This window comes from Candidatus Poribacteria bacterium, from assembly GCA_028820845.1.
Lineage (GTDB): Bacteria > Poribacteria > WGA-4E > WGA-4E > WGA-3G > WGA-3G.
In genome coordinates, this window is record JAPPII010000030.1 from 29,436 (window position 1) to 41,698 (window position 12,263).

Below are 12,263 nucleotides of genomic sequence, written 5' to 3' on the forward strand. Positions count from 1 at the left end.
GACATTGATACTAAACACAATATCACAAAGGAGCTACCCATGTTAGGCGCAAAACAACAGTGGTGTCCTCGCTGCCAAAGACACGTACAAACAGAGCAGAAACAGTCTCATATTGGCAAACAGAAGAAACTCGTCAAAATTGTTGTTACTTGCGGTAGGTGTCGAATAACATTATCAAGCAAAACAACGAGTGCAGCTGCGGTTGAACAGAATCAAAACGCTGCAGCTGAAGAATAGTAATGGAATTTTGGATTAGCGTATTTATCTAACACACAAGGAGAGAACATTATGTTTAAGCCCGTTTTTCACTGGACCGCCGCATATCTGACAGGATTCATCGTTCTGTTGTTGATAGTTGGCACAGTCCCCGCGCTCGTCGCGAGTGAAGAGATTCAGTGGCGTGAATCCGTAGAGGTCACCCTGAAGGAAGCCGAGGAAGCCGACAAACCTATCATGATGGACTTCTATACCGACTGGTGAGGGTTCTGTAAGCGGCTGGATGCCGAAACGTTTACAGATGCCCGCGTCGTCACCCTCGCGGAAAATTTCATTTCCGTCAAAGTAAATCCAGAGGACACAGAACGTCCCATCAATGAGGAGATGCGGAGCCGATACGGAGTCAATGCTTACCCGGCAGTCCTCTTCATCAGTCCAGACGGTGGACTCATTAAATATCACTCAGGATTCCTACCGCCTGATCAATTTACGCCTGTGATTGAAGATGCCTTGAAGGTGGAGTCTGCGTTCCAAAAGCAGTTGGAAGAATTGGAAGCGAAACCGGATGATGGCAAACTCAACGCTGAGGTCGCGCTCATCTATTTGGAACGGAAGCAGTTGGAAAAAGGAGTCCTGTTCAGCGAGAAAGCGTTTGAACACGATCCGAAAAATAGGTCGAAACTCATCCCGAAATTGCACAACCAGTTGGGACTCACTTACGGCACGCTCCTTGAAACCGCCGGTGCTGAAAAGTCAGAGGCGTATTTTGAGAAGTCGGTCTCTCACTTCAAGGTGCTTATAGACAAGTATCCGAATAGCGATGTTTATGAACCTGCCCAGTATTACCTCGGTGTGACCTACGCCATTAAGGAACATTATGAGGACTCGATCGCAGTGCTTGAAAAGTTATCGCACCACGCCAAGGATGCAAACATCAGGCAGAGTGCTGAGGCAATGCTCGAACGGGTCAAAGATTTGGCAAACGCCGATGAATAGTTTTTGATAGGCGTGGTCTCAGACCGCGCCTATAAACGCAGTAGCTCCGATACCTCTTCCGAAGTCAAAAGTCGATGCGCGCCTAATGGCAGATGCCCTAACTTCAAAGTGCCAATCTGTACCCGTTTCAGACGGATGACGGGATGTCTCACGGCTTTGAACATCATCCGCACCTGTCGTTTTTTCCCTTCATGAATTGTTACCTCAAACGCTGTTGAGTGCCCATCTTTGCTTATTTTCAGTCGTCTGACCTTTGCCGGTGCCGTTGTTCCACTCGGAATCTTGACCCCTTGACGGAGCTTCTGAATCACGTCGTCGCGCGGCACGCCTTTCACCCACGCGATATAGATTTTCTCTATCTCATGGCTTGGGTGTAGCAGTCGGTAGGCGAAATCCCCATCGTTCGTGAAGAGTAGCAACCCCTCGGTCTCCAAGTCTAAGCGTCCAACTGGATAGATTGTATCCGATAGGTCCCGAACGAGGTCCATAACGGTTGGACGCCCGCGTTGGTCGCTGCGCGTTGTGATACAGCCCGCCGGTTTATTTAGCATTAAATAGATCTGCTCTTTCAACGGCTCAACGCGTTTGCCTTCAAATTCAACGACATCGGTCTCTGTGTCGATTGGGTGTCCTGGCACCAGAATAGGTTCGCCGTTAACGCTGACGGCACCAGCAAGAATGCGCTTTTTCACCGCCCGCCGAGAAGCGATACCTGAGGTAGCAATATATTTTTCAAGTCGCATCGTGTCAGTCATTCTTCTATGTGCCAGCCCTTAGCCATGGCGATGCGTCGCAACCCGCCATCTGGGTTAACAGCGACGGGATGCCCAAACAATTCCAGTTTGTGAGCATCGGTGTGATGGTTTCCGTAGGCGTAAGAGTGGTTTAAGTTGAACCCGTGTTCAGCGGCGAGTTGTTGGGTGAGTTTGGCTTTGTTTTCGGCATACGGGTGGAGCCCAATCCGTTGTCCCGTACATCTTCCGTCAACCATCTCCAGTTGGTGTGCGACCATTAGGTCGGTCTGGAAGTATGCATGAAACGGTTGAACGAGAAAGGACAATGAACCCGACATCAGGATAACCGTCCGTCCTTCGGCGCGATGGTGATATATCAATTTGGAAATGTGAGGTGCTATGCTCGGACGAAGCGTTTCGGTGAAGCAGCGTCGGGCAATCTCCTGAAGGTGTGTCTGCTCCAAACCGCGAAGGTAAATCTTATTAGGTTTTGCTGCTCGAAGAGATTTAACCTGCAGCAGATAGGATACCCACGCCAGCAAGTTCGGTATCGGGATCTCACCGTGGCTCAGCAGATACCGCAGGAAAACCTGTTCTGAGGAGAGGCGGATAATCGTGCCGTCTAAGTCGAAAACAGCACACGTTTTAGTGTCTCTCATGTTATCTGTTGCCCCAGTGCTTGTCGATATGCTTTGACGGCAGCTTCCATCCCGATGTAGAGTGCATCTGCCATGAGATGATGACCGATAGAGACTTCCTGAAGCCCTGGTAAGTCCTGCATCAACGGCAAATTGTCAAGGTTCAAGTCATGACCGGCATTGATCCCAAGCCCTAAATCCATCGCCTTCAGTGCCGCGTTCTTTAGCGATCCGAATTCGTGTTCAACTTCTGTCTCGGTTTTTGCCATGGCGTAAGGCGCAGTATAGAGTTCAATGCGATCCGCACCGATGTCACGCGTCATCGTTATCTGCTCGACATCCGTTCCACTAAACAGACTGACACGGATACCCGCATCTTTCAGGGCTGCGATGATCGGTTTCAACGTATCGCCATCTTTGTGAATGTCCCAAACGGTATGGCTTGTTACCTCACCCGCCACAACAGGGACGAGCGTGCACTGCGTCGGTTTCGTCTGAAGTACCATATCAATGAGGTCAGGTCTCGGATCGCCTTCAATGTTATATTCGATAGCAGGTGATTTTCGGGTGTTGATTTCTATTAATCGTTCGGCGATGTCCTGCACGTCTGTTGGTGTGATATGTCGTTGGTCTTCGCGGGGATGCACCGTGATCCCCTGCGCGCCAGCAGCGACGCAAGTATCAACTGCAGTGCGTATGTCCGGAATATCGCCACCTCGTGAGTTTCGCAATGTTGCGACTTTGTTTACATTTACACTTAATGCTATCATTTTTTCTCCATCAGGACTTACGCAAAATTGGATCAGAACGCCCATTTTGATATGATGAAGGCACTTTCTATCAGGGTTCGGTGCGGTTAGAAACCGCACCTACCAGGGGAGTGCGTAAGTCCTGTCCATTACGCTTTTTGATTGACCATACTCGTAAGGATACCAAGAATTTTTTCACATTGCGCAATTTGATAGACGGTCAAATCAACGTACACAGATTTTTCCGCCAATTTAAGGAATAGCCAGTCTGTCCCTGATGTGACGGCTCCATAAATGCAAGGAATGTTATTTCCTTTTTCTCCGTTAAAGCGTTGGGCTGCGAGCATCTCGGCAATACACTGTCCGAGTCCGCCGGTCAAATCCTCTTTCTTTGCTTCTACAAGGACGATGACGGGGGCATCTACAAGCAATTGCCTTGGAGAGAGGCTTATGAGGAAGTCGCATACACCCGTCAAGCCGTTTTCAGCATCAACATTAAAGTCGATCCCAGAAAAGAGACTGATACTGCCCTTGCAGTGTTCGCGAAGTTCAAACAACACATCGGCGACAATCAGTTCTGATCGGGCTTTCTCTGTGTTTATAGCAGTGGCTAAGGGCACCTTTTTTTTCAGTTCCTCTGTAAAATGAGATCTCGGAAGCACTGACTCTATTTTGGAAAAGAGCCCTATAGCCTCAACCGTTTCTAATTGAAATGTCGTACGAACTTCTGCTAATGTAAAGTTGCTATAAGCCATTGTACCCCTCCTTTCGCGAATCACAACGTGATTAAGGAAAAATACCGAGCTGCATATAGGACTTCGCGATTCTGTGGATGGCATTGATGAACGCCGCTGTGCGGTAATCCACGTCGTCATTTTTACTTTTGTGTTGCATACGGGTTTCACGTATCTCTTGATAGGCGTTTATCATCGTATCCTGAAGTCCAGAGTTTACGAGATCTTCTTCATCAGCACCGTGTATTATTTCGAGTTCGTTGTCCGAAAACTGGTAGCCAGTGGCTTTTTCGACGGCACGGCGCATTGCGTGTTGTGTCTGGTCCTCAAAACGTTTGCCGAGCCTTCCGAATCGGACGTGTGACAAATTACGGAGCCACTCGAAATAGGAGACCGTCACACCACCGGCGTTAAGAAAGGTGTCCGGTATAATCATAATCCCGCGTTCTTGAAGGATTTTATCGGCATCCGGTGTCGTGGGTCCATTCGCAGCTTCTGCAACAATGGAGGCTTTGATTCGGGGAGCGTTTTCCGCTGTCAGTTGGTTTTCAAGCGCAGCTGGCACGAGGATATCACATTCTAATTCCAGACCGTCGTTCGGATTCTCAATAGACTGGGCACACGGGTACCCGCGGATTGAACCGGTTTCTTCACGATACATGGCGACTTTTTCTACATCAAAGCCTTGTGGATCATGAATACCACCGTTTCGCTCAATAATCCCCGTAACGCGTGCGTCTGCCTCCATCAGAAACTTGGCAGCGTGGGAACCGACATTTCCAAAACCTTGGATGACCACGTTTTTCCCGTGTAAACCCGGAGAAAGCCCAAGCTGCTTCATATCCTCTACGATACTGCATGCCTCTTGCAAGCCGAAGACAACACCGCGTCCAGTCGCCTCTTTCCGACCATGAATCCCGTTTTGTGTGATTGGTTTGCCTGTTACACATGCGATGGCGTTAAGTTTATCGGGTGCCATTGTGATATAAGTATCGAGGATCCACGCCATCTCGGTCTCACTCGTCCCGAAGTCCGGTGCGGGGACGTCTATCCCAGGTCCGATGTAGTTCTTCTGAATTAATTCATAGGTATAACGGCGGGTGATCCGCTCCAATTCGCTTTCCGAATATTCGCGTCGGTCCAGCTGGATACCCCCTTTTGCCCCACCAAACGGCACGTCAACGAGGGCGCACTTGTAAGTCATCAGTGCCGCAAGTGCCATAATTTCATCTTCGTTGACAAGCGTGCTATAACGGATACCCCCCTTCGTGGGTAGAATATGGTGGCTATGTTCTGCCCGCCACCCGTGGATAGTTTGAATAGTCCCATCGTCCCGCTTTATCGGGAATGTGAAATGGCAGGAGCTGTTACAAATCTTTATCTGTTCCAAAAGTCCAAGGGGATATTCGGTGAATTGGGCAGCTTTATCAAAATCCCTATTTACTTTCTGGAAAAATGAGAAACTTTCTGCCATGCTACTTCGACCTTAATGTAGTGACGGGCGAGGCACGGGGACCTCGCCCTACAATAATTTAGACCTGAGATGGCGAGGTACGGAGACCTCACCCTATAGTAGTTTAGATTTCAGGGACGTAACATGAGACCCTTCACCCTAAAGAACGATTTTACCGCTGCCTAATGAATTTCTGGAGTCGCGCGTCTGCTTGAACTTCGCCGACATACATATCGCCCTTTGAATCTAACCAGATCCCGTGTGGACATGCGAAAAACTCACCGGGGACGGTACTCCCACGTTCAGAACCCCATTGGGAGACGACTTCACCGTCCAAGGTCATGATTGTAACGCGCTGCTCTAATTCGGCGATATAGACAAGATCCTCTTCGTCGATATAGATGGTGTCTGGCTGCCGGAGGTCTCCCCACTCTTCGATGTACTCTCCATCGAGCGTAAAGAACTGGATCCGGTTGTTCTCACGGTCAGCGACCATAAGTCTATTGCGCGGATCGACTCTGACGCAGTGTGGAAGATCAAATTCCCCAGGTCCCGTCCCGGGCTGACCCCACGACTTAATCAGTTCACCATCAGGCGAGTATTTATGGACACGGGCATTGCCGTAACCGTCAGTGATATACATTTCACCATCGGGTCCGATTGCCAGGTCCGTCGGCTTATTGAAGGGTTCTCCGTCTGCGCCGGGTTCATCGGGTGTGCCGAGTGTCATTAGCAGTTCACCTTCCGGCGTAAACTTCCGCATGACGTGTGTGTCCCGTTCCGTGCAGTAGATGTTATCGTCGGCATCGATAAAAATCCCGTGTGCGTCCTTGAGGATGTTATCACCCCAAGAGGTCAGAAAGTTGCCATCGAGGTCGAAGACGACCATCGGGTGTTCGCTCCGACTGTAGACATAAACACGATCCTGTGAGTCAACGGCGACAGCAGGAACCCAGCCAAATTCCCAACCCTCTGGGAGTGTCCACCAATTTTCTTCTACCGTATACTGATGTGTGCCTTGTCCAAAAACCATAAGTTTTCCCCCAACTCTAAAAGGATTAGCATTCATTTTAGCAGGTTTATGACAATTTCTCAAGTGGAATTTGGTTTTCGTTTACCGCATTTTTATATTCGCTGTCTGCGTGTGCGCGTAGGTTATGAAAACTGTGGGGAAGTCTGTGGAAAGATGATAGAATACTTCATTGCTACTTCGCTTGAAGGTTATGCTCTCTCGGATATAGGAAATCTGTAGCCCGTTGGGGAAAGGGTTGGGCAAATGAAGTATAAATCGGAAGGTTCAGTTAAGGTTCAAAGCAAGGGTGCGATTTGACTTCGCACCCTTTTGCCATTTTCTTGGAGATTGCTAATGTTTGGCATGATATGCACTCGCTGAGGCGTTACAGGTATAATACGAATGCCCCTTGCCACAGACGGCATCATGGTCACCGGCTTTACCCCCGCAACCCGTCCACCCGTGTGCACCACACATCGCTGCATCGTCATCAGCTTCTTCATCAGAGTCATCGTCATCCGAGTCGTCGTCCGCATCGGAGGCATCATCGTCGTCATCCGAGTCTGGATCTGAATCCGCTTGTGGGGGTGGTGGTGGCGGCGGTGGCGGCGATGGCGGAGCAGCTTTATGCTTTGAATGTCTCTCCGCTGCATCCGTATTGCACGTATAATATGCATGCCCCGCAGCGCACGTCGCATCATGATCCCCCGCATCCCCACCGCAATCCGTCCACCCATGCGCCGGACACGTCGGCTGCTTCTCAGGGAACTTGTGCGTATGTCCCTTACACGTCCAATATCCCGAGGTCCGCTCACACGCATCGCCATTCGCATTCGTCGCCGAACACGACGAGACAAACGAATGATCCCCACTCGCAGACTTCGTATGTCCACACTTGCGAACGCCTTCCGAGGAATCGCCACCCTTGTTGTTGGAATCCGAATCGGAGTCCCCATCCTTGTTGGAATTGGTGTTCCCATCCTTGTTCTGATTAGCACCCGATTGGTCCTTGTTGTTATTAGTCTGCTTTGGCGGTGCCTGCGGCGGGGCATCCGAGGCGGTATGTGCTTCATGCGCGGCTTTTGCCGTCAAATTACACGTGTAATACGTGTGACCCGCAGGACACGTCGCCGCATGTGAGACCGTCCCACCGCAACTCGTCCACGCATCCGCACGACAGGCAACCTGCTGGCGGGTAGACCCCTCCGAATCGTCATCTTTGTGCTTCTGCTCCTGAGAACTTGAATCTCCCGGATTCTGCCCCGGCTCCAGCGGGTCTGGGTTCGGAGCAGCATCCGAGGCGGTATGTGCTTCATGTGCGGCTTTCGCCGTCAGATTACACGTATAATACGTGTGACCCGCAAGACACGTCCGTTTATGAGCAGTGCCGGTGCCATCGCAGCCCGTCCACCTCGCAGCAGGACACGGACGCGGCTCCGAAGGATACTTATGCAGATGCGGGGGATCGGCACACAGGATCATCCGCCCCCCACTGACCGTGCACGTCTCCCCCTTGTCATTGCGAGGACACCGCGCCAGACCATGCCCTAAACCCTCATCGCAGAAATAAAACTGTTCGCTACAAAACTCACAAGACACCCGCAGATGAATCCCCTTTGAACCCACAGCATGACCACACGCCAACGTCTCTGCGGATGTCGCTTTATCACAGACCCCGACCCCGTGTTTATCCGACTCTGTGCACGACCAGAAGTGCGTTTTACACACAGCACACTTCACATAGTGCGGTTGACCGATGTTGGGATCCGAGGGCGTGGACTCTGCACCGAAAACACTCGGCAGCACATTCAAAAACAGAACACCGCATAAAAATAGAGAAAAAACTTGTTTCATTTCAGAAACTCCTTACTTTTGAAAATCGTGAAAACACCCCACTCTATGAGCCCGAACCCGAACCCGAACCGCTGATGTTATGAGGCAACCCACATTCCGGACAGATATTCTCCGCGGACACTGACACCCTTGACCAGGTATGTGAACCGTGACGCGCACATTCCCAAACCATCTCATGACAGACCTGAATAATCAAACTCCCATCAGATTGCTTCGCCGTCTGACCTACCGAACCACACCGCACGCGTTGACCATGCTTCCCCGGTGAACCGGCTGCGTATGTATGCTTCTCCTCACCCTCCGGACAGGGACCCACTATGCGATGATCCGCAGCATGCCGACACGCCGTGACGGTGCCGGCATTCGGGTTTGGACACGTGAAATATAACCCACCTTCGCATGTCTTACCCGTCGAGTGCCGCGTTTCCGCACATACAACACCGTGATCCCGATAGACCTTCTTGTTTATTTTCACAGCTTGTTGTGATATAGGATCGGGCGGTATTATCGTGGTATCATCATAAGGTGGTTGGAGCGATTCCATACACCCACGACACGCTTGCGTCTCTGTAGAGGCTTCCGACTGAGAGGGTGGGTCTATCTCGCGGGTATGATCGGGAAACTTCGAGGCAACATCTATCGGTTTGGCTTCCTCGTCATCGAATATAGGCTTCTCACCTTCGGGCAACGCCTTTTCCCACGCCGCCAGTTTCTCGTTGACCCTCTCTGCCTGGGTTTGAACCACGGCTGTCTGATCTATCACTTCTGTTTCGAGATCATAAGCCCCTTGCTGGAGCTCCTTCAACGTCGCCTGCAAGCCCTTATCCTCAATCGCAGTGTTGATGATCTCCGCAACATTCTTGCCAGCAACGATACCCGCTGCCGTCTTCGCAGCTATTGCCGTCGCCGCAGTTCCAGATAAAATCGCAGCCGCTACGAGAGCGACATTTCCTAATCTCGCAACTTCCGCAGCCGAAAGTTTGCCATCTATCTTCTCAATACTCGATTTTGAAGCGGTTAAATCCGTTTTAATCTTCATCAACTTACGGTCTTTCGTGCCGAGATTCGTCACGGCATCTCGATAGGCTTGCTTTTCAGGGGTTTCTGTGCTCCCACCTTGAGCAAATCCAAGCCGTACAGTGTGCAAGCAAAAGACAAACAACACAAAAGTTGTTAGAAAAATTGGTCTGTTTTTCATCGTTGCCTCTCCTGCAATTGACCCCGCAGAGCCTCGATCTCTTTTGAGATCGCCTTCTGTTGTTCAAGAAGCTTGATGACTTCTGTATCCAGTACCTCAGACCTATCTATCTTTGATGTTACCAGGTCCCCTAGTTGTTTCCACTCTTCGAAAAGGGGTGCCTCGCGGCGTTCCTTTTCTTTTTTCAAAAGCCACTTATCCGTACGGATCGCAGACATTTCTGCCGAGAGCACCTCTTGTTTGCGCTGGAGTTCTTTTGCCTCCTTTAGAAGTTTTCTTGACTGAGTAATCTTTGGGTCGCTAACGCGCGTGAGTGCGTTATATTCAACCCTAAGTTGCTGGATTTTCGCCTCAAGTGCTTTGCGTTCTTCAGACGTAAGGGGATCCAGAGCAACCCCTTCACGCTGTGAACCCGTTCCCGAGGCACTGGGTGCATCAAGGGTGTCGTTCCGTTCGGATGCTGCTTCCCCGGATGTAGGGGTTTCCATCCCATTTGCTTCATGCGGTTCAGTATGGAAAGTGCCATCCTCATGAAAATGCCCACCTTGTGCGGTCTCATCATCAACTTTCGGTGGGACTTCGGTATCTTCAACTTCTACGGGTTTGTAGACCTTGATAGGGGCTTGCTCGGAAACTTGCTGGCCTCGCCACACACCAATACCTATTACAATCAACAATACAATCAAAATCGGTAGCCAAAGCTTCTTGTTCAACATAACTTATCTCCTTTTTGCGTTGAGAAAAATATCCGTTTTGAGTGCTAAGACGACCCGCTCACCTGCTCCTTCAAGTGTTGCCTGTTTTGACTTGACCTCATCAAGGAGGTTCTCAAGGTCCTCTCCCTTTTCCCAAAGTTCTACTTTCTCTGCCGAGATAATCACCTGACTCCCAACAGTAACGGACCCGGCCGAAATTATCACCGCTGTTGCGGTGCCGCCGCTGATATACGTTGCAAACGAAGCACCCGCAATACGAATCAAGTTAATCAACGAGTTTACCGTGGTCTGATCTATACTCGCTTTATTCTCATCAATATCTTCGCGAACTTTTTCGACCTTCCTAACAGCCTCGTTGTGGTTTCCAACAGCGTTTCCCAGACTCTCTTCTGATGTCATATACGTCTGATGCAGTTTGTTTGTGGAGAGTTCCTTGTACTTCTCTATCGGGTCATCGTCTTCGCCTGCTGCTGCCGCAGCGAACAGAAAGGGGCCTGTGAGAAGCAGACACAGCACATAGAACAGACGAACAACGCTCAAATTGTTTCTTTTCATTGTGTGCCTCCTTGTGTTTCGGCTTCCGCGGCGCGCTGTTGTTGCTGTTGGGCGCGGTGAAGCTGACGAATTCGACGACGCTCAGCCATAATAGCCATATAATCCTCATGTTGTCTCTGTAGCTCGTCCATGTGAGCTCTGAAAGCAGCCCATTTCGCTTCCAGTGCCTTTTTCGCCGCTAAATATGCTTCTAGTTCGGCTTCTGTCCGTTCTGGCATAGCAAGAACTCGCTTATGTTCCGCTATAAGCGCGTCATGCCATGCGTTCCGTGCAAGGAGCTCTTCGGGAGATTCAGGATCCGGAGGAAGAGGAGGCAGGCGCGGTAGGTCACTAGGGGTGCCCTGCTCCGATGCGGCTTCGGACAGTGCCACCCCAGAGGGATGCGTCTGTTTTTCGGAGAGACCTAAAGGTGTCGGGGCCGCGGTTTCTACATCCGCCGGCAACTCAACGCCACCAGAAACAGCCGCCCCGGCGGGAGCAGGGGTCTCATGGGAGCCGGTGTGCCACTCGTCGCCGTGCCAGTGTCCGCTCTCAGCGGTCTCGCCCGGGGGGGGCGGTTTTGAGGCGTTCAGCCTCTCTTGGGTGCGTTGGAGGTCCCGGTCAGCTTGGCGTTTGACGGTGTTGAGATACAACAGACCACTGGCAACAAAGACCAATACCAACACGAGTGCTGTGAAAATACGATTCTGGGATAACAGTCGATTGAACATGCGTTTATCTCCTTTTTGCGTTGAGAAAAATATCGGTTTTGAGTTTCAAGACGACCTGCTCATCGTCTCTTTCAAGTGTGACCTGTTTTGACTTAACCTCTGTGAGCATCAAACCCGCCATCGAATCCCCGAGAAACACCTCGCGATATTCACCTTCGGGCAACGCCTTTTCCCACGCCGCCAGTTTCTCGTTGACCCTCTCTGCCTGGGTTTGAACCACGGCTGTCTGATCTATCACTTCTGTTTCGAGATCATAAGCCCCTTGCTGGAGCTCCTTCAACGTCGCCTGCAAGCCCTTATCCTCAATCGCAGTGTTGATGATCTCCGCAACATTCTTGCCAGCAACGATACCCGCTGCCGTCTTCGCAGCTATTGCCGTCGCCGCAGTTCCAGATAAAATCGCAGCCGCTACGAGAGCGACATTTCCTAATCTCGCAACTTCCGCAGCCGAAAGTTTGCCATCTATCTTCTCAATACTCGATTTTGAAGCGGTTAAATCCGTTTTAATCTTCATCAACTTACGGTCTTTCGTGCCGAGATTCGTCAGAGCCTGGTGATAGGCTGTTTCTTCAGGGGTTTCTGTGCTCCCAACTTGAGCAAATCCAAGTTGTACAGTGTGCAAGCAAAAGACAAACAACACAAAAGTTGTTAGGTAGTGTTTACATTGTGTAAGTTATTGACATTTTTGTTAGGTTTTG

General features: G+C 50.5%; 15 protein-coding genes. 3 read left to right on the forward strand and 12 right to left on the reverse strand.

Features of this window, described 5'->3' with window-relative positions; translation table 11 throughout:
• Positions 1-39 precede the first annotated feature (39 nt).
• The 3 genes from OXN25_07440 to OXN25_07450 all read left to right on the forward strand — a co-directional run bounded on the left by OXN25_07440 (position 40) and on the right by OXN25_07450 (position 1,212).
• A complete protein-coding gene (locus tag OXN25_07440; protein MDE0424683.1) occupies positions 40-237 on the forward strand; it encodes a hypothetical protein in 198 nt (65 codons plus the stop codon).
• A 51-nt stretch (positions 238-288) separates the two neighbouring features.
• On the forward strand, positions 289-480 hold the full coding sequence (locus tag OXN25_07445) for a hypothetical protein (protein ID MDE0424684.1): 192 nt from the start codon (positions 289-291) through the stop codon (positions 478-480).
• Positions 481-600: 120 nt separating this feature from the next.
• Positions 601-1,212, forward strand: a complete 612-nt coding sequence (locus OXN25_07450; GenBank protein MDE0424685.1) for a hypothetical protein — start codon at positions 601-603, stop codon at positions 1,210-1,212.
• Positions 1,213-1,241: 29 nt separating this feature from the next.
• On the opposite strand, the gene OXN25_07455 is transcribed toward OXN25_07450, so the two are convergent.
• The 12 genes from OXN25_07455 to OXN25_07510 form a co-directional block, all read right to left on the reverse strand.
• Positions 1,242-1,955, reverse strand: coding sequence for a pseudouridine synthase (locus OXN25_07455; protein ID MDE0424686.1), 714 nt, complete (start codon positions 1,953-1,955; stop codon positions 1,242-1,244).
• A gap of 8 nt (positions 1,956-1,963) precedes the next feature.
• Positions 1,964-2,605 carry an HAD-IB family hydrolase gene (locus OXN25_07460; protein MDE0424687.1) on the reverse strand — a complete coding sequence of 214 codons (642 nt, stop codon included), beginning with the start codon at positions 2,603-2,605 and terminating at the stop codon, positions 1,964-1,966.
• A complete protein-coding gene (locus OXN25_07465; GenBank protein MDE0424688.1) occupies positions 2,602-3,354 on the reverse strand; it encodes a pyridoxine 5'-phosphate synthase in 753 nt (250 codons plus the stop codon). The genes OXN25_07460 and OXN25_07465 overlap by 4 nt, the downstream gene beginning before the upstream one ends.
• A 128-nt stretch (positions 3,355-3,482) precedes the next feature.
• A complete protein-coding gene (locus tag OXN25_07470) occupies positions 3,483-4,088 on the reverse strand; it encodes a hypothetical protein (GenBank protein ID MDE0424689.1) in 606 nt (201 codons plus the stop codon).
• A 31-nt stretch (positions 4,089-4,119) separates the two neighbouring features.
• The gene (locus OXN25_07475) at positions 4,120-5,541 is read right to left on the reverse strand and encodes a Glu/Leu/Phe/Val dehydrogenase (protein MDE0424690.1); all 1,422 of its coding nucleotides are present in this window, start codon (positions 5,539-5,541) and stop codon (positions 4,120-4,122) included.
• A gap of 151 nt (positions 5,542-5,692) precedes the next feature.
• Positions 5,693-6,553, reverse strand: a complete 861-nt coding sequence (locus tag OXN25_07480) for a peptidyl-alpha-hydroxyglycine alpha-amidating lyase family protein (GenBank protein MDE0424691.1) — start codon at positions 6,551-6,553, stop codon at positions 5,693-5,695.
• Positions 6,554-6,883: 330 nt separating this feature from the next.
• Entirely contained in the window at positions 6,884-8,386 is a 1,503-nt protein-coding gene (locus tag OXN25_07485) for a hypothetical protein (GenBank protein ID MDE0424692.1), read from the reverse strand.
• Positions 8,387-8,429: 43 nt separating this feature from the next.
• A complete protein-coding gene (locus OXN25_07490) occupies positions 8,430-9,584 on the reverse strand; it encodes a hypothetical protein (protein ID MDE0424693.1) in 1,155 nt (384 codons plus the stop codon).
• Positions 9,581-10,300, reverse strand: coding sequence for a hypothetical protein (locus OXN25_07495; protein ID MDE0424694.1), 720 nt, complete (start codon positions 10,298-10,300; stop codon positions 9,581-9,583). The genes OXN25_07490 and OXN25_07495 overlap by 4 nt, the downstream gene beginning before the upstream one ends.
• A 3-nt stretch (positions 10,301-10,303) precedes the next feature.
• Positions 10,304-10,855 carry a hypothetical protein gene (locus tag OXN25_07500; protein ID MDE0424695.1) on the reverse strand — a complete coding sequence of 184 codons (552 nt, stop codon included), beginning with the start codon at positions 10,853-10,855 and terminating at the stop codon, positions 10,304-10,306.
• Positions 10,852-11,565 (reverse strand): hypothetical protein, encoded by a 714-nt coding sequence (locus OXN25_07505; protein ID MDE0424696.1) that lies wholly within the window; start codon positions 11,563-11,565, stop codon positions 10,852-10,854. The genes OXN25_07500 and OXN25_07505 overlap by 4 nt, the downstream gene beginning before the upstream one ends.
• Before the next feature lie 4 nt (positions 11,566-11,569).
• The gene (locus tag OXN25_07510; GenBank protein MDE0424697.1) at positions 11,570-12,187 is read right to left on the reverse strand and encodes a hypothetical protein; all 618 of its coding nucleotides are present in this window, start codon (positions 12,185-12,187) and stop codon (positions 11,570-11,572) included.
• Positions 12,188-12,263: the final 76 nt, after the last annotated feature.

Bases quoted from the DNA above. Each gene is read 5' to 3' on its own strand.
- OXN25_07440 (MDE0424683.1), top strand. From the start codon at position 40: ATGTTAGGCGCAAAACAACAGTGGTGTCCTCGCTGCCAAAGACACGTA.
- OXN25_07460 (MDE0424687.1), bottom strand. From the start codon at position 2,605: ATGAGAGACACTAAAACGTGTGCTGTTTTCGACTTAGACGGCACGATT.
- OXN25_07505 (MDE0424696.1), bottom strand. From the start codon at position 11,565: ATGTTCAATCGACTGTTATCCCAGAATCGTATTTTCACAGCACTCGTG.
- OXN25_07450 (MDE0424685.1), top strand. From the start codon at position 601: ATGCGGAGCCGATACGGAGTCAATGCTTACCCGGCAGTCCTCTTCATC.
- OXN25_07500 (MDE0424695.1), bottom strand. From the start codon at position 10,855: ATGAAAAGAAACAATTTGAGCGTTGTTCGTCTGTTCTATGTGCTGTGT.
- OXN25_07465 (MDE0424688.1), bottom strand. From the start codon at position 3,354: ATGATAGCATTAAGTGTAAATGTAAACAAAGTCGCAACATTGCGAAAC.
- OXN25_07495 (MDE0424694.1), bottom strand. From the start codon at position 10,300: ATGTTGAACAAGAAGCTTTGGCTACCGATTTTGATTGTATTGTTGATT.
- OXN25_07475 (MDE0424690.1), bottom strand. From the start codon at position 5,541: ATGGCAGAAAGTTTCTCATTTTTCCAGAAAGTAAATAGGGATTTTGAT.
- OXN25_07480 (MDE0424691.1), bottom strand. From the start codon at position 6,553: ATGGTTTTTGGACAAGGCACACATCAGTATACGGTAGAAGAAAATTGG.
- OXN25_07485 (MDE0424692.1), bottom strand. From the start codon at position 8,386: ATGAAACAAGTTTTTTCTCTATTTTTATGCGGTGTTCTGTTTTTGAAT.
- OXN25_07445 (MDE0424684.1), top strand. From the start codon at position 289: ATGTTTAAGCCCGTTTTTCACTGGACCGCCGCATATCTGACAGGATTC.
- OXN25_07455 (MDE0424686.1), bottom strand. From the start codon at position 1,955: ATGCGACTTGAAAAATATATTGCTACCTCAGGTATCGCTTCTCGGCGG.
- OXN25_07470 (MDE0424689.1), bottom strand. From the start codon at position 4,088: ATGGCTTATAGCAACTTTACATTAGCAGAAGTTCGTACGACATTTCAA.
- OXN25_07490 (MDE0424693.1), bottom strand. From the start codon at position 9,584: ATGAAAAACAGACCAATTTTTCTAACAACTTTTGTGTTGTTTGTCTTT.